At 33.8% G+C, this 20,626-nt stretch carries 22 protein-coding genes; 4 read left to right on the top strand and 18 right to left on the bottom strand.

Translation table 11 applies throughout. The features are described from left to right. Nucleotides 1-3 precede the first annotated feature (3 nt). The 18 genes from BUB80_RS18885 to BUB80_RS18800 all read right to left on the bottom strand — a co-directional run bounded on the left by BUB80_RS18885 (nucleotide 4) and on the right by BUB80_RS18800 (nucleotide 14,322). Nucleotides 4-273, bottom strand: a complete 270-nt coding sequence (locus tag BUB80_RS18885) for a hypothetical protein (protein WP_139262785.1) — start codon at nucleotides 271-273, stop codon at nucleotides 4-6. A 12-nt stretch (nucleotides 274-285) separates the two neighbouring features. Beyond that, nucleotides 286-1,113 carry an alpha/beta hydrolase gene (locus BUB80_RS18880; RefSeq protein ID WP_073296324.1) on the bottom strand — a complete coding sequence of 276 codons (828 nt, stop codon included), beginning with the start codon at nucleotides 1,111-1,113 and terminating at the stop codon, nucleotides 286-288. Nucleotides 1,114-1,191: 78 nt separating this feature from the next. After that, a complete protein-coding gene (locus BUB80_RS18875) occupies nucleotides 1,192-1,770 on the bottom strand; it encodes a transposase (RefSeq protein ID WP_073296322.1) in 579 nt (192 codons plus the stop codon). A gap of 76 nt (nucleotides 1,771-1,846) precedes the next feature. Beyond that, nucleotides 1,847-2,440 (bottom strand): acyltransferase, encoded by a 594-nt coding sequence (locus tag BUB80_RS18870; RefSeq protein WP_073296319.1) that lies wholly within the window; start codon nucleotides 2,438-2,440, stop codon nucleotides 1,847-1,849. 121 nt (nucleotides 2,441-2,561) lie between these two features. Then, complete coding sequence (gene pcaF / locus BUB80_RS18865; protein WP_073296316.1) at nucleotides 2,562-3,767, bottom strand: 3-oxoadipyl-CoA thiolase; 1,206 nt, start codon at nucleotides 3,765-3,767, stop codon at nucleotides 2,562-2,564. 87 nt (nucleotides 3,768-3,854) lie between these two features. Further along, entirely contained in the window at nucleotides 3,855-4,508 is a 654-nt protein-coding gene (locus BUB80_RS18860) for a DUF6624 domain-containing protein (RefSeq protein ID WP_139262782.1), read from the bottom strand. A 97-nt stretch (nucleotides 4,509-4,605) separates the two neighbouring features. Beyond that, nucleotides 4,606-5,019: a PaaI family thioesterase gene (locus tag BUB80_RS18855; protein WP_073296311.1), complete on the bottom strand. Its 414-nt coding sequence runs from the start codon at nucleotides 5,017-5,019 to the stop codon at nucleotides 4,606-4,608. A gap of 2 nt (nucleotides 5,020-5,021) precedes the next feature. Beyond that, on the bottom strand, nucleotides 5,022-5,339 hold the full coding sequence (locus BUB80_RS18850; protein ID WP_073296308.1) for a hypothetical protein: 318 nt from the start codon (nucleotides 5,337-5,339) through the stop codon (nucleotides 5,022-5,024). Nucleotides 5,340-5,448: 109 nt separating this feature from the next. Next, entirely contained in the window at nucleotides 5,449-6,579 is a 1,131-nt protein-coding gene (locus tag BUB80_RS18845) for a 3-hydroxyacyl-CoA dehydrogenase NAD-binding domain-containing protein (RefSeq protein WP_073296305.1), read from the bottom strand. 76 nt (nucleotides 6,580-6,655) lie between these two features. Then, the gene (locus BUB80_RS18840) at nucleotides 6,656-7,456 is read right to left on the bottom strand and encodes an enoyl-CoA hydratase/isomerase family protein (RefSeq protein WP_073296302.1); all 801 of its coding nucleotides are present in this window, start codon (nucleotides 7,454-7,456) and stop codon (nucleotides 6,656-6,658) included. Between the two features lie 82 nt (nucleotides 7,457-7,538). Continuing rightward, nucleotides 7,539-8,003, bottom strand: coding sequence for a 1,2-phenylacetyl-CoA epoxidase subunit PaaD (gene paaD / locus BUB80_RS18835; RefSeq protein ID WP_073296299.1), 465 nt, complete (start codon nucleotides 8,001-8,003; stop codon nucleotides 7,539-7,541). After that, complete coding sequence (locus BUB80_RS18830; protein WP_073296296.1) at nucleotides 7,996-8,679, bottom strand: hypothetical protein; 684 nt, start codon at nucleotides 8,677-8,679, stop codon at nucleotides 7,996-7,998. Before BUB80_RS18830 ends, paaD begins: the two co-directional genes overlap by 8 nt. A gap of 14 nt (nucleotides 8,680-8,693) precedes the next feature. Next, nucleotides 8,694-9,443, bottom strand: coding sequence for a 1,2-phenylacetyl-CoA epoxidase subunit PaaC (gene paaC / locus BUB80_RS18825; protein WP_073296295.1), 750 nt, complete (start codon nucleotides 9,441-9,443; stop codon nucleotides 8,694-8,696). Next, on the bottom strand, nucleotides 9,443-9,724 hold the full coding sequence (gene paaB, locus BUB80_RS18820; protein WP_039364405.1) for a 1,2-phenylacetyl-CoA epoxidase subunit PaaB: 282 nt from the start codon (nucleotides 9,722-9,724) through the stop codon (nucleotides 9,443-9,445). Before paaB ends, paaC begins: the two co-directional genes overlap by 1 nt. 170 nt (nucleotides 9,725-9,894) lie before the next feature. Further along, nucleotides 9,895-10,833, bottom strand: a complete 939-nt coding sequence (gene paaA, locus BUB80_RS18815; RefSeq protein ID WP_073296292.1) for a 1,2-phenylacetyl-CoA epoxidase subunit PaaA — start codon at nucleotides 10,831-10,833, stop codon at nucleotides 9,895-9,897. A gap of 39 nt (nucleotides 10,834-10,872) precedes the next feature. After that, nucleotides 10,873-11,958: a 2Fe-2S iron-sulfur cluster-binding protein gene (locus BUB80_RS18810; protein WP_073296290.1), complete on the bottom strand. Its 1,086-nt coding sequence runs from the start codon at nucleotides 11,956-11,958 to the stop codon at nucleotides 10,873-10,875. Then, nucleotides 11,955-13,274, bottom strand: a complete 1,320-nt coding sequence (locus BUB80_RS18805; RefSeq protein ID WP_083547275.1) for a phenylacetate--CoA ligase family protein — start codon at nucleotides 13,272-13,274, stop codon at nucleotides 11,955-11,957. The genes BUB80_RS18810 and BUB80_RS18805 overlap by 4 nt, the downstream gene beginning before the upstream one ends. A 469-nt stretch (nucleotides 13,275-13,743) precedes the next feature. Next, on the bottom strand, nucleotides 13,744-14,322 hold the full coding sequence (locus tag BUB80_RS18800; protein WP_073296284.1) for a TetR/AcrR family transcriptional regulator: 579 nt from the start codon (nucleotides 14,320-14,322) through the stop codon (nucleotides 13,744-13,746). A 429-nt stretch (nucleotides 14,323-14,751) separates the two neighbouring features. Here BUB80_RS18800 and clpB point away from each other — a divergent pair, with 429 nt between their 5' ends. From clpB to BUB80_RS18775, 4 genes are all read left to right on the top strand, one after another. Continuing rightward, entirely contained in the window at nucleotides 14,752-17,346 is a 2,595-nt protein-coding gene (gene clpB, locus BUB80_RS18795; protein WP_073296280.1) for an ATP-dependent chaperone ClpB, read from the top strand. A gap of 525 nt (nucleotides 17,347-17,871) precedes the next feature. Further along, nucleotides 17,872-18,432 carry a hypothetical protein gene (locus BUB80_RS18790; protein ID WP_073296277.1) on the top strand — a complete coding sequence of 187 codons (561 nt, stop codon included), beginning with the start codon at nucleotides 17,872-17,874 and terminating at the stop codon, nucleotides 18,430-18,432. Between the two features lie 656 nt (nucleotides 18,433-19,088). Further along, complete coding sequence (locus tag BUB80_RS18780; protein WP_073296270.1) at nucleotides 19,089-19,874, top strand: sensor histidine kinase; 786 nt, start codon at nucleotides 19,089-19,091, stop codon at nucleotides 19,872-19,874. Then, the gene (locus BUB80_RS18775; RefSeq protein WP_073296267.1) at nucleotides 19,871-20,512 is read left to right on the top strand and encodes a response regulator transcription factor; all 642 of its coding nucleotides are present in this window, start codon (nucleotides 19,871-19,873) and stop codon (nucleotides 20,510-20,512) included. The genes BUB80_RS18780 and BUB80_RS18775 overlap by 4 nt, the downstream gene beginning before the upstream one ends. Nucleotides 20,513-20,626 lie beyond the last annotated feature (114 nt).

Below are 20,626 nucleotides of genomic sequence, written 5' to 3'. Positions count from 1 at the left end.
TTTTTACTTACATTTAATTTTTCCAACAATATTTCTAATAACCAGATAAGGCACAAAAAGAATTATCCAAAAATCTATTATTAAAAAGAAATCAATAAATACCGTGTAAAAGAAATCTTTGCGCTTAAGATTTTTAATTACTTCATCTGATTCAAGATGTTCCAAAGCATCTGAAATTCCCAGTGATTCTCCTAACAAATGAAATCCAAAAACATTAACTATGATTAAAATGATCAATATTAAAAACCAATATTTCTTTAAAACATTTATCATTTCAGCATTGATTTATTTCGGTTCCTGATACGGAAACATTTTCACCAACCCTTCATACAAACTTCTGTGAAGAATCGTTGCGTGATTATCGCCTTCCATCATTTTATATTCTACCGTCCAGTTTTTCTTATTTGATTTCTTTAGAACATCATAGAAATCTTCTGCGTCTTTTACCATCACCGGATGTTCGCCTTTTCCCACAGAAACATAAACGAATTTTTTAGTATCCGGAATTTTGGATAATAATTGAGGAGCCTGTTTCAAAAGACTTTCATCATCCCACCACAAGCTCGGACTGATGATAAAATAGTTATTAAACATTTCAGGCTTTTTTAACAAAATTTCTGTTGCTAAAAGTCCGCCAAGAGATTGACCGAATAAGTATTTATCCGTTGTTTTAAACTGACTTTCGATATAAGGTTTTAATTCTTTTTCAAGGAAATTGATGAACTTATCTGAATGCCCCGTCGTAGGATAATCTTTCTGTAAATCTTTTAAATCGGTGTGAAAAGTAAAGTCTCTTTTTCTATCGATATTGGCAATTCCCACCACAATCGTTTCCGGCATTGCATACATTTGATTAAAGAACTGCACCAATCCTGTAACGTGAATAAAATCTTCATTCATGCTTCCATCCAAAAGATAGATGATCGGATAAGATTTCGTTTTATCAAATCCTAGCGGAAGATAAATATTTAATGTTCTTTCTTCGTTTAAAACTTTAGACTTTATGGTTCTGATTTCTCCAATAGTTAAGGGTTTTACATTTCCATTTTGGGCTAAAACCAGAGATTGGGATATAAATATAATACTGCAGAAAATTAGAAGCTTTTTTATCATACTTTATTTATTTGTTAATTGTCCTTTCAAAACCTCATAGGTTTTAAAAAACCTATGAGGTTTGAGTTGAACTCTATTTTATTCAATTGTTAGAAAATCATACTCAACATTTGATTTATGGTATTCTACAAAATCTTTTATTGTCTCAAAATATTGCATCATTTCTTCTCTTTCAATTTTACTTTCTTTAGTGAAATTAATGTAAGAATGATAAGATGAATATTTCCATTCATTAATATTTTCAACAAACCCATGATTGACCGGGTTATTGTGAATATAATGTAATAATTTAATCAAATACTTTTCATCATCTACTCTTTTACGTCTTAAAAAATCAAGAAAAAGTGATCCTTTTCTATTGTATTTCTTATTATATGCTTTTGCATAACCATTTAATAAATTACTAAACTGCCTCATTAAATATTTATGCTCATCCTCATTTGACACTTGGTCTGAATCTTTAAACCTTATTAATAAATGAAAGTGATTTGGCATTAAGCAATACACATATATTTCAGCTATTGGAATAATATATTTTAAAAGCTTGCTTAAAAAATATTTATAATTTTCATCTTCTCGAAAAATTAAATCTTTGCCGTTTGCATGAGTATAAATATGATACACATAGCCATATTCAAAACTTTCTGTATTTGACATTTTTTTTCTTCATTTGTGCGTTTTATTATTCAAACCTCATAGGTTTTGAAAACCTATGAGGTTTAGTTATAGGTAATTATTTCACATCATCCCAAATGCTGTAATCAACAATTTTTGTCGGAATCTGCTCAACATATTCTGTAAATGGCTCACAAGGTAGAATAGCTTCTTTTCCTTCTCTAGCCAACTCCTGATATAATCTTGTTCCTTCTGTTTTCCATTTAATCATTTCATCAGAAACATCACGAATGATTTTTGCAGGACTTCCCACAATTAATTTTCTTGCATCACATCTGAAGTTCGCAGGAACAAAAGCCAACGCTCCGATAATACATTCATCACCAATTACGGCTTTGTCCATCACTACTGAATTCATTCCCACCAAACAGTTTTTACCGATGTGTCCTGAATGAATAATTGCACCGTGACCGATGTGCGCACCTTCTTCTAAAATGGTTTCAATCCCCGGAAAAACATGAAGCGTACAGTTTTCCTGAACATTGGCTCCGTCTTTAATAATAATTTTACCCCAGTCGCCACGGATTACCGCATTGGGACCGATATAAACTTCTTCGCCAATTTCCACATTTCCAATAATCACCGCCTGAGGGTGAATATATGCAGAAGGCTTTATGATAGGGCGAATGCCGTGATATGAGTAGATATTCATTTTATTTAGTTTTATTATTAATTTCTTTTGTCTTGAAACAAAAGAAACAAAAATTCAAGACTGTAAACTTTTATGCTACAAATTGAAAAATTTGCTTAACGCTAAAAATTTAGATATCGTTTTAGACACGCTCAATCACCATTGCATAACCTTGTCCGACACCGATACAAAGCGTACATAATGCATATTTTTTATCTTGCTTTTGAAGTTCAATTGCTGCAGAACCGATGATTCTTGCTCCCGAAACTCCAAGGGGGTGACCAATCGCAATAGCGCCTCCGTTAGGATTTACTCTTGCGTCATCATCCTGTAAACCTAAACTTCTAGTTACCGCTAAAGATTGAGCGGCAAACGCTTCATTCAGTTCAATAACATCTATATCGTCTAAAGAAAGGTTTAATCTTTTCAATAATTTCTGAGTCGCTTCAACAGGTCCGATTCCCATAATTCTTGGTTCAACACCTGCAACGGAAGATCCTAAAATTTTAGCTTTTGGCTTCAATCCATATTTCTTTACAGCCTCTTCACTTGCTAAAATAAGAGCTGCTGCTCCGTCATTCATTCCTGAAGCATTTCCTGCCGTTACCGTTCCTTCTTTTCTGAAAGCCGGACGAAGTTTCCCCAGTCCTTCAATTGAAGAAGTTGGTTTGATGAATTCGTCTTTATCGAAAATTTTTGGATCGCCTTTCTTTTGTGGAATTTCAACTTTTACAATTTCTTCCGCTAATCTTCCGCTCTCTTGGGCTTTGGTTGCTTTTTGCTGAGACCAAAGAGCAAATTTATCCTGATCTTCACGGCTGATGTTATGCATATCTGCTAAGTTTTCAGCAGTATCTCCCATTCCGTCAACTCCGTATAATTCTTTCATTTTTGGATTAACAAATCTCCATCCGAAAGTGGTATCAAACATCTGGCTATCTCTACCAAAAGCTGCGCTCGGTTTTGACATTACATAAGGTGAACGTGTCATATGCTCTACTCCACCCGCAATGTAAATTTCACCTTCTCCTGAAGCAATTGAACGGAAAGCATTTGCTACCGCTGACATTCCAGAAGCGCATAATCTATTTACCGTTTCTCCTCCAATTTTATAGGGAAGTCCAGCCAATAAAAGTCCCATTCTTGCTACGTTTCTGTTATCTTCACCCGCTTGGTTAGCACATCCGAAAATAACATCCTCGATTTCATTAACAGGAACCTCAGGGTTTCTTGCAACAATTTCTTTAAGGACAACTGCTGCCAAATCATCGGCTCTAACTTCTGATAAACCTCCCTGTAACTTTGAAATAGGAGTTCTGATGTAATCTATGATATATACGTTGTTCATAATATTTTTAATTTGAAAATGTGTCCAATTTGAGAAGAAAATACAGCATTAAAAATGGTTCTCAAATTCTTTATAGTTCAATTACTTTTATTTATTTTTTGGTGATGATTTTTTGAAATCTTCTCTCAGTTGTAGCACTTGTTGTATGGTATAGGGTTCATATTTGAAATCTTGACCAAACATTCTTTTTATATTTTCTTCAAAAGTAGAGTCAAAACCAGCCTCTTTTCTTCTTTTATTAACATCTTTGATATCTTTCACGGGCCAAACAAAATTGAAAAATACTTCTTTCCCACTTTTATCTAATTTCATTTCTCCAGCACCCTGAGTTCCATAAATTTGTTCTTTATTTTCATGCATCAAAAACCGATCTTCCATCATAGCAACCCACGTAAATGGTATTTCCTTCTTTTCCCCGGCTTCTTTTATTATGGGTAGGTATTTTCCTATCTTTTTAGAATGCTGAATAACATACCACACCGCTCGATTGGTAGGTTCTCCTACCAAACTTTTACCAGGGTACCCGTATTTTGAAATGATATTTTCAATTTTATGTAGGTTTATACTATCTTGTTCTGCAACAAGTTGCCAATCCTTTTTTCTGAACTCCTCCTTATCAATATGAAGATCTTTCAGTATTTCATCTTTTTTTTCAGGAGTGATTTCTGTATCAAAAAGCATTCTGTAGCCTTGATCTAATCTCATGATTTCATCAAGTTCTTTTTTTAAACCTTCGTTCATTTTTTGCTTTTGGGCACTTATTAAAAGTGTTGATAAACCAAAAAATAATAAAAAAAACTGCTTCATTTAATTGATTTGTGAGTTTTAATTTGGTGTATTACAATTCTGTTACTTTTTTTCCAATTTTGTAGACTGTTCCGACAAATTTAGCAACCAGTTCGTTGTTTTGATTGGTAATTTTAATATCGTAAACAGCTGTTTTTCTGGTATTGTTTTCTAAGATACTTTCTGCTCTGAAAACGTCTCCTTCTTTACCGGCTTTGGTAAAATTGATGATACAGTTTAAAGCAACCGCCGCATCTCCAGAACTGTTGGATGAAAATGCCAATGCAGAATCTGCAAAAGCAAACGTTACACCTCCGTGAACCGTTTTTAACCCATTCAACATTTCTTTTTTAATGGGCATTTCTAGTAAACAATAATTTTCTTTTACTTCGATCATTTTGATATTCATCCACTGGGAAAAATAATCCTGCTCGAACATATAATCTGCAACTTGTCTTGGATTCATTTCTAATCTATGCTTGTTATTTTGTCATATAATTCTTCAGCCAACTTTTCATAAATACTCATGGTTTTGCCTAGAATTATTTGCTCATATGAAAGGTTCTCTGAGTTTGACGGATTAGGTTCATTTTGATAAGAAGCATTTAAATCAATACCATTTTCAAGAGCCAACCGTTTAATCAGCTCTTTGTATTTATCATTAAATCTGCCCAATAACTCAAACTTTTCCTGATCATCATCAATCATAGAAAACTCCTGAACTATATATTCTTTTTCAATGAAAAGCCTTGTTTCTAATTCGGCTCTGAATCCGTCTATATCCATCTTTTATTGTAATAATTTAATAATTTAACAATGTAACAGTTTACCAATAAAATACTTCGACACGCTCAGCATGACAGCACAATTGCTACATCGTTAGATTGGTATATTGTTACATTTTACGCAGTAACGGACTTTGTCTGTATCTCTCTTCCTGATATTCTTCGTAAAGATTTTGTAAGGTTTCAGAAATTTTAGAATAACCAATTTCTTTTCCCCAAGCCAATAATCCTTTTGGATAGTTTACGCCTTTCTGCATTGCCAGTTCAATATCTTCATCGTTGGCAATACCTAATCTTTTGGCTTCAACCGCTTCATTGATTAACATTGAAATAATTCTTAAAAATATTTGCTGATACAATGCATCATCTTTTTGAGGAATAGGTTTTTCAGCACCTTCACTGTAATCGTAGAAGCCTTTTCCTGTTTTTCTGCCGTGAAGTTTCGCTTCAGACATTCTTTGTTGAAGAAGAGAAGGTTTGTATTTCGGATCGTAGAAATACTCTTTGTAAACCGTTGTAGTTACCGAGAAATTTACATCCACCCCAATCAGATCCATCAATTCAAAAGGACCCATTTTGAAGTTTCCGATTGTTTTCATCGCTTCATCAACCTGCTCTATCGTTGCAATATTTTCTTCAACAATTCTCAATCCTTCCCCATAGTAAGGACGGGCAATCCTGTTGACGATAAAACCAGGAATATCTTTAGCAATAACAGGGGTTTTTCCCCAATCTTTCATGAGGTTATAGATTTTTTCGGCTAATGATTTTTCTGTAAGTAAAGATGGAATAACCTCAACTAAAGGCATCAAAGGAGCCGGATTAAAGAAGTGAATTCCGATGAAACGCTCCGGTTTTTGTAGTTCCGCACCAAGAGAGGTAATGGAAATAGATGATGTATTGGAACCAATGACACAGCTTTCTGAAACGTGTTTCTCTAATTCTGTGAACACTTTGGTTTTAATCTCTTTGTTTTCGATGATAGCTTCGATTACTAATTCGCAATCTTTAAAGTCCTTCAATTCCGTAGCGGTGGAAATATTAGCCAAAATTTCAGTCATTTTTTCTGCCGAAATTCTCTGTTTATCAACCAATTTGGTTAATGTTTTTTCCAAACCTAAGGTTGCCATTTCTACTTGTTTTGCATTGGCGTCATAGACCCAAACTTTGCATCCATTCGCTGCGGCTACTTGTGCAATGCCGATTCCCATCGTTCCGGCACCGATAATTCCTACTTCCATATGTAACAGTGTATCAATGCAACAATGTAACAATCACTGTTAAACTGCTACATTGGTACATTGTTATATTAATTTTTTACTTTCCTTTATAATTAGGCTTTCTTTTTTCTAAAAAGGCACTTACTCCTTCTTTGAAATCCTCTGTTTCAGCAGCTTCCTGCTGTAAATCACCTTCTAATTCCAATTGCTCTTTCAATGTATTGGTATACGAGTGAGCAAATGCTTTTTTGGTTAATTTAATAGCTGCAGTTGGCATGTTTGACATTTTCTCAAGAATTTCCATTGATTTTGGAGAAAACTCTTCTTCATTGAAAACTTCAGCCACCAATCCATAAGATTTAGCTTCGTCAGCATATAGTCTCTTCCCTGTAAAAGCCAAATAATTAGCCAATTGTCTTCCCAATAATTTTGGTAAGAAATATGTTCCGCCTGTATCAGGAATTAAACCAATATTTGAAAATGCCTGAGCAAAATATGATTTATCAACCGCAAGAACGAAATCACAGATCAGTGCCAACATAGCACCTGCTCCTACTGCAGGACCGTTTACCAATGCTACCACAGGTTTTCTGCAACGTGTAATTTCTGTAACCAAAGGGTTGTAATAATCTACCACAATTTTTCTGATGATATCATGATCATGGTGTTCGCTACCTTGTACGAAAGCATCATCTAAGTTTTGACCGGAACAAAAAGCTCTTCCTCTCCCCGAAATTGCGACACATCTTACGGTATCATCATCACTGCATTCTTTAATAAAATCTTTTAGATCTGCTAAAGATGGTTTTGTAAGGGCGTTTAAAGATTCTGGTTGATTGAGATAAGCAATTTTAAGTTTTCCATCAAAATGCGTTTCAATATCAAGTTGTGTATACATGGTTTTAAATTTAATGATTAAAGAATTAAAAAATTACACTGCTCTAATTTAACAATATTAAATAACGTAGCAATGTATCATTTTAATGACATTTAAAATAGTCAAAAGGCTCTAAACAGTCTAAACACTGATACGAAGCCTTGCATAATGTAGACCCAAATCTGCTGATTTGTTTTGAATGCATAGAACCACAACGTGGACATTTTTTCGGTTTCCCGATATGATGTTCGTCGGCTCCTTTTTCAGGAGGTGAGATTCCGTACACCCGAAGTTTTTCTCTCGCTTCATCTGTCAACCAATCTGTTGTCCAAATCGGAAACATTTTGGTGACTACTTTCGCATCCCAACCGTTTTCTTTCATGATCTTCATGATGTCTTCCTCAATGGTAAACATAGCGGGACAGGCAGAATAAGTGGGCGTAATTGTTACTTCACAAGAATTCTCGCTCGTAATTTTCGCTTCTCTTACGATACCTAATTCCACGATATTGATTACCGGAATTTCCGGATCGGGAACTTGTGTTAATATGTTTAATAAATTATTCAATCTTTTCTATAAAATATATTGTATTATTTCCCATAATAAGGCTATCCTTACTTCTAGAGTTTTTTGATGTTACAAACTCACTAAAAGATCCTACTATTTTATCACCTTTTTTAAAGGTAAAATTTATCTTAGAAAGATATTTTCCTTCCTTAACATCTTTATAGGTAATAGAATCATCTTTAATCCTTTTTGAACCTCTATAAATTCTATACCCAACTTTTGCTTCCTTTGAAAGCTCATCTTGCATTTTGGGTGAGAAAAACTTTAGCACCAATTCTTTGGGATTTTTGTCTTTTGTTATATAAAATTTACTCGCAGAAGAATCAATTTTATTATGTTCTTTAAAAACGATTTGATTTTTAAAGACATCATTTTTATCAAAAGCTATATAATCTATTTGAATTTCTTTCGAATCAGTTCGATTCTTCAAACTCCAAATTCCAGTTTTGCAATTCAATTTAGTATCAATGTCACCTGACAAAGTAAAATCCCCTAGCTGAGCAGTTATATGATCAGTAGAATCATTACTTGCCATTCTGACCTGAGTCTTATAATTTTTCAATTGAAACATTTCCTCAACATCTCTAATATTTTTAATTACTTTAATCTTTTCATTCTTCTTTTGGCAAGATATAATAACAAGGCTAAACAATAAAAAAATTATAAACTTCTTCATATAAATTCAAAAATCTACCAAGTACAACCCGGATACGCTCTCTGCATATACTGCAATTCACAAAGCATAAATCCAAAGTATTCTGTATGATATCCTGTTCTGGATTTTGGCTGCATAAAAGGATTAGCCGGATATTCTAAACCGAAATCTCCAAAATCTTTTTGGGTAATTGCAAGAAAATCTTCATAAAGAGCATCCACATTTGGAGCGATGTTTAAAGCAATTAAATCATCTTCTCCTTCCACTTTTGCAAATAAACCTTTTGTATATTCCCAAATATTTTCAAGAGATTTCACTAAACGAGCTTTACTTTCTTCTGTTCCCTGAGCGAAAATTTTCATCCAAGATGCAGCGTGCGTATAGTGGTATCTTACTTCTTTCAATGATTTTTGAGCAAGAGCAGAAAGTTCTTCATCTGCCGAATTTGACAACGCTTCGTACATCAACTTCTGATATACCGAGAAAACATATACTTTAAGAATGGTCTGCGCGTAATCTTCATTCGGAAGTTCAACCCAATGTGCGTTTACATATTCATGCTCGTATCTTAAAAATGCCAAATCATCTTCACTTTTACCGTTATCTGCAACTCTTGAAGCATACACATAAAAGTTATTGGCCTGTCCAAGTTCGTCCAATGCAATGTTTGTCAATGCAATATCCTCCTCTAAGTAAGGACCTTCACCACACCACGCAGACAACCTTTGTCCCATGATGAAACTGTCGTCTGCAAACTTTAATAAATAATTGAATAGTGCGCTCATTACATGTTTTTTACATCATTAGGAATATCGTAGAACGTCGGGTGACGGTACAATTTATCATCAGCCGGATCAAAGAATGCCTCTTTATCTACTCCTTCTGAAGTCACAATATATTTACTTGGCACTACCCAAACGGAAGTCCCTTCTTTTCTTCTTGTATAAACGTCTCTTGCATTTTGCAAAGCCATTTCTGCTGTTGGCGCCTGTACTATTCCAACGTGTTTGTGAGACAATCCCGGTTTAGTTTGAATAAACACTTCCCACATATCTAAATTTGCCATAGTCAAATTTTAAATTCTAAGTTTTGAATTATTTTAAACTTTAATTTTTGAACCATTAAGGACAATTAAGTTGTTAAGAATATTAAGTTTAGCTTCGCATTTAGATTTAAAATCAGAATGATTTATCTTAATTAAACTCCTAAACAAATCTTAATGGTTTAAATTAAATATTATATTACTTCTTTTTGTTGTTTTTCCGCAAAAGCAATCGCTGCTTCTTTTACCCAAAGGTTTTCTTGTTGCGCTTTCACTTTTGTCTGTAATCTCTTTTTGTTACAAGGTCCGTTTCCTTTTAAGATTTCCATGAATTCATCCCAAGGAAGTTCTCCGAAATCATAATGTTGTCTTTCCTCATTCCATTTAAGATCTTTATCCGGCATGGTTAATCCTAAAAATTCAGCCTGAGAAACCGTAACGTCGATAAATCTCTGACGAAGACTGTCGTTGCTTTCTCTTTTCACTCTATAATTCATAGATATTTTAGAGTTTGGCGAACTGTCGTCATTTGGACCAAACATCATTAAAGCCGGCCACCAGAAACGATTTAACGAAGCCTGAGCCATTTCTTTCTGCTGTTTTGTACCACGACAAAGTGCCATTAAAATCTCGTAACCTTGTCTTTGGTGGAAAGACTCTTCTTTACAGATTTTCACCATCGCTCTTGAATAAGGACCGTAAGAATTCCCCATCAACATTACCTGATTCATAATTGCAGCACCATCAACCAACCAACCGATCGCTCCGATATCTGCCCAGCTTAATGTTGGATAATTAAAAATACTTGAGTATTTTGCTTTTCCTTCCAACATATCATCGTAAGTAGCATCTCTGTCAGCTCTAATGGTTCCGTTTCCTAGAGTTTCGGTTGCAGAATATAAATATAAACCGTGACCTGCCTCATCCTGAACTTTAGCTAAAAGAGCCATTTTTCTTCTCAATGAAGGCGCTCTTGAAACCCAGTTAGCTTCCGGCAACATTCCGACAATCTCAGAATGGGCGTGCTGTGAAATCTGACGAACCAATAATTTTCTGTAATCATCGGGCATTACATCTTTTGGCTCTACTTTATTTTCGTCGTGAACGTATTGAACAAATTTTTCTAAGTCCATCTTTTTTTAGTTTTAATAATGAAAAAAATTCATTAAAAATTAAACATCATAATTAAGCATCACCACATTGGTTGTTGGGTGACATTGACAAGTAAGAACAAATCCTCTTGCTACTTCGTCTTCGGTAAGCGCGAAATTTTTCTCCATGAAAACTTCTCCTTCCAATACTTGCGCTTTACACGTACAACAAACTCCTCCTTTGCAAGCAAAAGGTACAGGAAGATTGTCTTTCAATGCTTTATCTAAGATACTCTCTTTTTTAGAATTAAGGTGGAACGAATATTCATCATCATCGATAATAACCGTTACCATACTTTCTAAATTGGCAATAGCTTTGAATTCATCGCTCATTTCCTCAGAATTTTCTTCGTCCGGAGCGGTGAAATATTCAAACAAAACCTGAATAGCAGGTACTTTTTTATCTTTCTTTAAATAATCAGCAATGCCTTTAATCATTTCTGAAGGTCCGCAAATGAAGAATGTAGATTCTTTAACATCAATATCTACATATCTTTCAAACAACTGATCTAGTTTTTCAGGAGAAATTCTTCCTTCAAAAATCGGATCTTCATGTTGCTCACGGCTTACTAAATAAACAACTTTCAGTCTTCCATTAAAAGTTTCAACCAACTTATCAATCTCAGCCTTTTTCATCACATGATTCATGCTTCTGTTGCTGTAGAATAAATAGGCATTTGAATTCGGTTCCTGGTAAAGACTTTCTTTAATGTTTGATAACACCGGAGAAATTCCGCTTCCTGCCGCCAAACCAACGTATGTTTTTACGTTTGTCGGGTGATAAGACGTATTAAAACCGCCCATCGGGGGCATCACTTCAAGAACTTCATCCATGTGAAGATGTTCGTTGAAATAACCTGAAACTTTTCCATTTTCTAAAAGCTTAACCAATACTTCCAACGTGTTGCTTTTTTCACTCGGAGCATTGCAGATAGAATAAGAACGTCTCTCTTCGTTTCCGTTGATCATCATTCGGAAGTTAAGATACTGCCCTTGTTTGAATCTGAATTTATCTTTCAATTCATCAGGAATTTCAACGGCTACATTTACAGCATCGTTGGTATCTTTCTGAACCCTTACCGTTTTTAATTTATAAAATGAATTCATTTTGTTTTTAGTATTCTATTAATTTTTCCACCTTCGCACTTAGGCAAACTATCCTGAGCATGAACCTTCACTTTCGTGGTGATCCCTACTCGTTTTTTTATTTCGTTTTCTATACTTTTTCCAAAGTTTCCGACAAAAATAGCATAATCATCGGTATTTATTTCAATTTGTTGCGCTTTCACAAATTCATCGTCAATTTCCAAATCAATATCCAATGCCACACACATTTGTTCTTTCTCAATGGGTGTTAAATAATAATTGGGAACTACTCCTTTTACATGAGAAAAAGCTTCTTCAACCTGACTCGGGTAAACATTTACGCCTCGTACGATCAGCATATCATCAGCTCTCCCAAGAATGGGCTTCATCTTCACCATTGTTCTTTTTGAGTTTTCTTCATAATAAAGACTTGTGATGTCGTTCGTCCAATATCGTAAAAGCGGCATTGCTTTTTTGGTTAAAGTCGTAATCACCAAAACTCCTTCTTCCCCGAAAGGAACGGGCTGTTTGGTAATCGGGTCTAAAATTTCAGGATAAAAGTGATCTTCCCAAATATAAGAACCTCCTTTTTCCTCAAAATCCTCCATTGAAACTCCGGGACCAATAATTTCACTCAATCCATAAATGTTGGTAGCGTGAACGCCAAGCCTTTCTTCAATATGATGTCTGATAATTTCCGTCCATGGTTCTGAACCTAAAACAGCATATTTTAAACTGATCTCATCTGCAGAAATTCCTCTGTTCGCAAATTCATCAGCAATTGTTAATGCATAAGAGGGCGAACAACAAATCACTTCAGGTTTAAAATCCATAATTAAATCTACCTGTCTCGTGGTCATTCCTCCAGAAATTGGAAGAACGCTCATTCCTAGTTTTTCAGCTCCATAATGAAGTCCAAGTCCACCCGTGAAAATTCCGTATCCATAAGCATTATGTAATTGCATTCCTGGTTTTGCTCCGGCTGCATTTAATGATCTTGCCACCACTTCGCTGAATAAATCAACATCTTCTTTCGTATATCCTACTACCGTTGGTTTTCCTGTTGTTCCGCTTGAACAGTGAATTCTTTGCAATTCATTTTTGGGAACGGTAAATAATCCAAACGGATAATGATCTCTTAAATCTTGTTTGTAGGTAATCGGTAGTTTTGAAACATCTTCAATTGTCCTTATTTCCTGTGGCGATATTCCTAATTCATCAAATTTTCTTTTATAAAAATCCGACTTCTCCTCAAGATAGCCCACCAAATCTACCAGTCTTTCCGACTGTAGCTGTCTCAATTGGTCGAGCTCTAAGTATTCAACTGAAAAATCCACATCCATAACTAACTAACATTTGTTAGGTGTAAATTTAAAAAGAATTTGGGAGCTGACAAAATTTTTATGACTTTCGTCATATTTTGAATGATTCTAAATAATTTCCACCCTAAAAATCTGTTTAAACTAATTTTAAATTTAATTTTACAATTGTTAATAGATGGCTAAAAAGTTCTCAAAAGAATAATATTTCGACTCCGCTCAATAGGCAAAGATTTTTAAAGGCTAATGTTTTCTTTTTTTCAGTTTAATGATAAGTTTTATATTATATCATCTAATCTTTTATTCCTTTTGTGGTTAAATAAAAAGGTTAAATATTGGAGTTTAGATTAATAAAAAATTTATGTTGGGGTTTTCATTCAAAGCGAAACGCAGGGAAGCGTGGAATCTAAGTATAGTTTGACAATAACGGTTGAGATTAAAAAGATTTTGCTTAAACTTTTATGCAAAGCTTATTTAGAATTAAAAATTACTTTTTATGATTTCCTAAAAGTCCGAAAAGAATTTTTTCTCTAATTTCTTCAGTAATTTCAGTCGTGGAGTCTATATTTCTTTTGAACCAGAAATAAGAAGTATTTAGGGTATGAAGAATAAATCTTGTGGTAAAATTAGGAGATTTGAGTTCCCACTTTTCAGCTTTATAGATCTCAGAAATTAATTGTTCAACTTCTTGTTGGTAATTTTTTCTTAATTCGATGAACTCAGGAAGCCTCTCTTCCAAATGCTTCCATTCATTAGAGTAAATATGAGTAACATCACGGTTTTCTAGTACGACCGATAAATGTTTATCAATAAATAAATTCAATTTCTCTTTTGGAGGAATGTTTGTACTTTTTACCACTTGAAGCTCATCAAAGAATTCCTGAGCAATACCAAAACAAATCCATTCCAGAATTTCTTCTTTAGAACGAATGTGGCCATATAAAGAAGCCGCTTTAATATTAAGCTTTGTTGCTAAGTCTCTCACAGAGCTGCCCATATACCCTTTCTCTTTGAAAAGTTCTACAGCAACGTCTAATATTTTTCTTTGTTTTTCTTTTAACTCCATCAGGTAAACGCAAAAGTAATTATTTTGATTTTAATATGTTGATTTTCATGTTATGATTTTTGACGCTAGGTTTTATTTAAAATAATTCTTCATTTCACCTCATTTCGTTCAAAATAATAACCTTCATTTATACTTATTTACCATTTACAGTTTTATAGTTTCAACTCAATATGACGATTTTTCCATCAATCTACTCCAAATTATTGCGAATCGGAAATTTTGTCTTTCTGCTTTCGCCTTAAAAATACACAATTCGGAAATTATGTCCTAAATATTTAAAAATTCAATAATAGAATACTTTTTGCGATAAGTTAATCGAATTAAATGATAAATAATTGATAACATTAAGAAACTGAGCCTTAAAATTTAGTTTCTTGATGTTTTTAGAAAAATTAATCCGAACTTAACCATTACAAAAAATATAAAAATATGAACTTAAATCAATATACAGTAAAATCACAAGAAGCCATCCAGGCAGCACAACAAGTTGCTATGGAGTTTGGTAATCAAAGCATAGAACCTCAACATCTTTTGGAAGGAATTTTCCAGACGGATGAAAATATTTCGCCTTTCTTATTAAAAAAATCTGAAGCAGATGCCAATTTGGTAAGAGAGCGCAATCGTGAGAATTTAGAAAAACTTCCTAAAGTTGAAGGAGGAAACATTTATCTTTCACAATCTGCCAATAAAGTTTTATTGGACGCCCCGAACATCGCCAAAAAAATGGACGATGAATATGTAACGATTGAGCATTTATGGTTATCTCTTTTAGAAACAAGTTCAGAAGTTTCTAAAATGTTGAAAGATATGGGTGTCACCAAAAGTCTTTTGGAAGGCGCCATTAAAGAATTAAGAAAAGGAAGCAAGGCTACTTCTGCAAGTTCAGAAGAAACGTATCAATCCTTAAATAAATACGCTAAAAACTTCAACGAACTCGCAGCGGAAGGAAAACTTGATCCTGTGATTGGTCGTGATGAAGAAATCAGGAGAGTGTTGCAAATTCTATCAAGAAGAACAAAGAACAACCCAATCCTAATTGGTGAACCGGGTGTTGGGAAAACGGCTATCGCTGAAGGAATTGCTCACCGTATCATTTCAGGTGATATTCCTGAAAACTTACAGGACAAAACCTTATATTCATTGGATATGGGAGCCTTAATTGCCGGTGCAAAATACAAAGGTGAATTTGAAGAACGCTTGAAATCTGTGGTCAATGAAGTGATTAAATCAGACGGACAGATCATTCTTTTCATCGATGAGATCCACACATTGGTTGGAGCCGGAGGTGGTGAAGGTGCAATGGATGCTGCGAATATTCTGAAACCTGCTTTAGCAAGAGGAGAATTAAGAGCAATTGGTGCAACCACTTTAAATGAATATCAAAAATATTTTGAAAAAGATAAAGCGCTTGAAAGACGTTTCCAAAAAGTTATGGTGGAAGAACCAGATACTGAATCGGCAATTTCTATTCTTCGTGGTATCAAAGATAAATATGAAGCTCACCACAAAGTAAGAATCAAAGATGAAGCGATTATTGCAGCAGTAGAAATGTCTCAACGATATATTTCAGACCGATTCTTACCGGATAAAGCAATTGACCTTATTGACGAAGCTTCTGCTAAATTGAGAATGGAAATCAATTCAAAACCTGAAGAACTGGATGTTTTAGACAGAAAACTGATGCAGATGGAAATTGAATTGGCCGCTATTTCAAGAGAAGGCAATCAAACAAAAATAGACCATTTAAAAGAAGATATTTCAAAAATTTCTGAGGAAAGAAACGAAATTAATGCTAAATGGTTAAAAGAAAAACAAAAATCTGAGGATTTAACCCAGATCAAAAAAGATATTGAATCTCTGAAACACGAAGCGGAAAGAGCCTCTAGAGCAGGTGACTACGCAAAAGTAGCTGAGATACAATATGGAAAAATAAAAGAAAAAGAAGATGCTTTGCAGAAACTTGAATTGGAAATGCAAAACCATCAGAACGAATTAATTAAAGAAGAAGTAACCGCAGATAACATCTCTGAAGTGATTGGAAAATGGACAGGAATTCCTGTAACCAAATTAATACAGTCTGAAAGAGAAAAGCTATTACACCTTGAAACCGAACTTCATCACAGAGTTGTTGGACAAGAGGAAGCAATTACTGCAGTTGCAGATGCTATCAGAAGAAACAGAGCGGGATTAAGTGATGATAAAAAGCCAATTGGTTCATTCTTATTCTTAGGAACAACCGGTGTTGGTAAAACCGAGCTGGCAAAAGCGTTGGCCGAGTTCTTATTCGACGATGAAAACAATATGACAAGAATTGATATGAGTGAATATCAGGAAAGACACAGCGTGTCTAGACTTGTTGGTGCTCCTCCGGGATATGTTGGATATGATGAAGGTGGGCAATTGACGGAAGCTGTGAGAAGAAGACCTTATTCTGTTGTACTTCTAGATGAGATTGAAAAAGCGCATCCAGATGTATTCAACACCTTGTTACAAGTTTTGGATGACGGTCGTTTGACAGATAATAAAGGTAGAGTTGTGAATTTCAAAAACTCAATTATCATTATGACATCGAACTTAGGTTCGCACATCATTCAGGAGAATTTTGAAAACATTACAGAAGAAAACCAAGATCAAATTGTTGATAAAACTAAAATTGAAGTTTTTGATCTGTTGAAACAAACTTTACGTCCGGAATTCCTAAACAGAATTGATGAGACTGTATTGTTCCAACCTTTAAGAAAAAAAGAAATTGGAAAAATCGTTCAGTATCAATTGAGAGGATACAATGATATGCTAGCAAAACGAAACATTATCATGACAACCACTCAAGACGCTGTAGATTATCTGATGAATAAAGGATATGATCCTGCATTTGGTGCAAGACCATTGAAAAGAGTTATTCAACAGGAAGTATTAAACAAATTATCTAGAGAAATTCTAGCGGGAACGGTAAATGAAGGCGATAGAATCACGTTAGATTATTTTGAGGAAACAGGTTTAGTTTTCAGACCTGCAGAAAAATAAATAGTTTTTTTTCATATATATTATTTTTGTAATAAGTGCTGTAGACCCAATCTACGGCACTTATTTTTTTTGCGCCAATAAAAACACAAGTCGTGAGGCATAATAATAGAAACAGTTACTTATATTTACGTACCAAAACAATTTATTAATCAAAACAAGTATTACTATGAAAAAATTAAAGAGAAATGATTTAAGCAAAATCATGGGATCCATTGAGTACCCTCCTAAATGTGCAATTGATTGGTCATGCCCACCAGGTCTTTGCTGTACAGTAGATTACACATGCAGAGATTTTAGGAAATACCCATGTATTTAACACAAGTTAACTTTAAGAAAATCAAGCGATGGAATTTTTTCCATCGCTTTTTTATTTTCACTAAAAACACTCAAATACATAAAAATTTAAACCAAAAATAACAATCCGTGAAAACACGGAAAATAAATAGGAAAAATACGTGCTATTTAACCTAAAAAAAATGCGAAATTTGCATTACTAACTATTATTATACTACAAAAGCTAACATTATGGAAACAACACCTGATTTTAATGAGGAGGCTGGCAAGCGTGCTCCAGGCCCAAACACGATGTCTTCAGATTTCGTTCAAAAATTAGTGGACAATTACCGAAACAACCAACTCGGTGTCATCAACACTAAACTGGAAATGGAGGATGCACATTCTATCTGTTTCGATTTGGCAACATTGAAAAAATTCATTTCTGATATTGAAAACGAAGTTCAAAAAGTAGATACAACAATTACAGTAAATAATTTAGGGGTTAGATTTTACTACGCTGCCTATCCGGAACTAAAAAACTGGGATATAATGGAAAATACTGCCATTGAAAAAACCTATGCAGGAAAGCACACTCTTGTAATGATTCCTACTTTAAAAAGAAAAAGCGAAGAAGGAGAGCTTTTAAATTATGACTTTAATCCTTTGGATGCTACCAGTTACAATCAAAATAACAATATTGGAGAAGAAGAAAAGGTAATGGCATTGGCTAAAAAACCAGTAGGTCCTGTCTTTTCTCAGAACCACGGATCGCTTGCTCCGCCAGAAATTCAAATAGGAGAATCATTTTAAAATTTAAATATATTTACAGGAGCATATACAATGACTGAATTTCAAAAAGTACTACAGAATTCTTTATTTTTGGTGGAAGGGCTTGCCGCTTTTATCTCTATATTGTATTATAGACGAGCCAAAGACCATTACTGGAAGTACTTTTCGTTTTATCTTATACTTATGTTTTTCTGTGAGTTATTTGGGAAATGGGGAGGGAATTTTGTAGAATATAATAAACCAAAATTTTTCAACTATTTTGTAATTCCAATTGAATTTTTATTTTTCTATTGGCTTTATGCTGCAAAATCATTAAAAAGGCCCAAATTATTTTATATAATGTCCTCCATATATCTGCTCTCCTTTATTCCCAACGAATTTTATTTTGTACCAAGAAAAATAATTCTTTCATTTAATTATACGCTGGGCTGCCTAATGCTTATGATCCTTGTGATTATGGAGTATTATAGACAAGTTAATTCTTCAGACATTCTCAATTTTAGTAAAAATAAAATGTTCTATATTAATTTAGGAGTTACTTTATTTTATATAGGAACCCTTCCATTTTGGGCATTCTTTAGCCTCCTGACTAAATATATGGAACTTTGGAACATTTATTTTAATTACTTCTTAATCTCAGGAATTATTATGTATATTCTATTTTCAGTATCATTCATATGGGGAAAACAGAGCTCTTAATAACGATTATTTTATTCAATATATTCTTTGTGCTGTTTGTGGTGGCCGTGATGATTTATATCCGAAAATACAAACAGCGCAAAAAAGAATATATCAATGAAATGGAAATAAAAAATGAAATTCACCAGAAAGAACTTCTGGCTACCCAATTGGAAATCCAACATGCTACAATGCAGCAAATTGGTCGTGAACTTCATGATAATATTGGACAAAAATTAACCTTGGTAAGTCTTTACACACAACAACTTTTGTACGAAAATAAAGTTCCGGAAGTAAGCGAAAGAATAGATCAGGTTTCACAAATCATCAATCAATCTTTACAAGATTTAAGAAGCTTATCTAAGACCTTAACGGATGATAATATCAGTCAAAAAGAAATTGTAACTTTAATTCAGGAAGAAGTGGACAATACCAACTCTTTTAAAAAGTGCAATGTGAGTTTTAAGCATAATTTTGAAAACCTGGATTTAGATTTCGTTCAGAAAAATATGCTTTTAAGAATCACTCAGGAATTTATACAAAACAGCATAAAACATTCCCGTTGTAAAAACATTTTCATTGATCTGAATATATCTGATGAATCCTTTTGGGAATTAAAAATCAAAGATGATGGTGTAGGATTTGACAGATCAAAGATTACTTCAAACGGAATAGGATTAACGAATATGAAAAATAGAGCCGAAATTATCGGGGCAAAATTCAGCCTTGAAAGTAAAAAGAACATCGGTACTACCCTTACTATTATTTTAAAAAAGAAAGCATGAAAAAAACTATAGTTATTGTTGATGACCATTTGCTTATCGCAAAAGCTTTAGAAGGAATTATAGGTAATTTCAAAGATTTTGAAGTTATTTACGTTGCCGAAAATGGAAAAGATCTGATTCAAAAGTTTGAAGATAATAACCCCATTCCAGATATCATTCTATTAGACATCAGTATGCCTATTATGGATGGTTTTGAAACTGTACTTTGGTTGAAACAAAATCATCCGAATATCAAAGTTATGGCACTCAGCATGCAAGGTGATGATAAAAGCGTCATCAAAATGGTTAAAAACGGAGCAAAAGGTTATCTGCTAAAAAACACCCACCCAAAAGACCTAGAAGAAGCACTTACAAAGTTAAACTCAGAAGGGTTTTTCTATCCAGAATGGGCTTCAAAGATCATTTTTTCTAACATGAATAATGATAAGAATGAATTCGGTGTGAGAATTTCTGATCGTGAAAAAGAATTTTTGCGATACACTGTTACAGAATTAAGCTATAAAGAAATTGCAGACAGAATGTGCTGCAGCCCAAGAACTGTAGAAAGCTACAGAGATCAACTTTGTGAAAAATTAGACTTAAAAACCAGAGTTGGCTTGGCAGTCTTTGCCATTAAAAACGGATTTGCAGAATCTTAGAAAACACACTTCTATATAAATTGTCTGGTCCTAAAAATTCGATACAGATTATAGGATAAAAATAATTAATTAAACCAAAGCAAAAATGTTTTTGCTTTGGTTTTTTGTTTTGTA

This window comes from Chryseobacterium polytrichastri, assembly GCF_900142445.1.
In the GTDB taxonomy this organism is placed as follows: Bacteria; Bacteroidota; Bacteroidia; order Flavobacteriales; family Weeksellaceae; genus Chryseobacterium; species Chryseobacterium polytrichastri.
The sequence above is the reverse complement of the archived record's forward strand: the minus strand, read 5'-3'. Positions and strand labels throughout refer to the sequence as shown.

Coding starts and splice junctions, on each gene's coding strand:
- BUB80_RS18885 (WP_139262785.1), bottom strand. CDS start 273: ATGATAAATGTTTTAAAGAAATATTGGTTTTTAATATTGATCATTTTA.
- BUB80_RS18880 (WP_073296324.1), bottom strand. CDS start 1,113: ATGATAAAAAAGCTTCTAATTTTCTGCAGTATTATATTTATATCCCAA.
- BUB80_RS18875 (WP_073296322.1), bottom strand. CDS start 1,770: ATGTCAAATACAGAAAGTTTTGAATATGGCTATGTGTATCATATTTAT.
- BUB80_RS18870 (WP_073296319.1), bottom strand. CDS start 2,440: ATGAATATCTACTCATATCACGGCATTCGCCCTATCATAAAGCCTTCT.
- pcaF (WP_073296316.1), bottom strand. CDS start 3,767: ATGAACAACGTATATATCATAGATTACATCAGAACTCCTATTTCAAAG.
- BUB80_RS18860 (WP_139262782.1), bottom strand. CDS start 4,508: ATGAACGAAGGTTTAAAAAAAGAACTTGATGAAATCATGAGATTAGAT.
- BUB80_RS18855 (WP_073296311.1), bottom strand. CDS start 5,019: ATGAATCCAAGACAAGTTGCAGATTATATGTTCGAGCAGGATTATTTT.
- BUB80_RS18850 (WP_073296308.1), bottom strand. CDS start 5,339: ATGGATATAGACGGATTCAGAGCCGAATTAGAAACAAGGCTTTTCATT.
- BUB80_RS18845 (WP_073296305.1), bottom strand. CDS start 6,579: ATGGAAGTAGGAATTATCGGTGCCGGAACGATGGGAATCGGCATTGCA.
- BUB80_RS18840 (WP_073296302.1), bottom strand. CDS start 7,456: ATGTATACACAACTTGATATTGAAACGCATTTTGATGGAAAACTTAAA.
- BUB80_RS18830 (WP_073296296.1), bottom strand. CDS start 8,679: ATGAAGAAGTTTATAATTTTTTTATTGTTTAGCCTTGTTATTATATCT.
- paaC (WP_073296295.1), bottom strand. CDS start 9,443: ATGAGCGCACTATTCAATTATTTATTAAAGTTTGCAGACGACAGTTTC.
- paaB (WP_039364405.1), bottom strand. CDS start 9,724: ATGGCAAATTTAGATATGTGGGAAGTGTTTATTCAAACTAAACCGGGA.
- paaA (WP_073296292.1), bottom strand. CDS start 10,833: ATGGACTTAGAAAAATTTGTTCAATACGTTCACGACGAAAATAAAGTA.
- BUB80_RS18810 (WP_073296290.1), bottom strand. CDS start 11,958: ATGAATTCATTTTATAAATTAAAAACGGTAAGGGTTCAGAAAGATACC.
- BUB80_RS18800 (WP_073296284.1), bottom strand. CDS start 14,322: ATGGAGTTAAAAGAAAAACAAAGAAAAATATTAGACGTTGCTGTAGAA.
- clpB (WP_073296280.1), top strand. CDS start 14,752: ATGAACTTAAATCAATATACAGTAAAATCACAAGAAGCCATCCAGGCA.
- BUB80_RS18790 (WP_073296277.1), top strand. CDS start 17,872: ATGGAAACAACACCTGATTTTAATGAGGAGGCTGGCAAGCGTGCTCCA.
- BUB80_RS18780 (WP_073296270.1), top strand. CDS start 19,089: ATGGGGAAAACAGAGCTCTTAATAACGATTATTTTATTCAATATATTC.
- BUB80_RS18775 (WP_073296267.1), top strand. CDS start 19,871: ATGAAAAAAACTATAGTTATTGTTGATGACCATTTGCTTATCGCAAAA.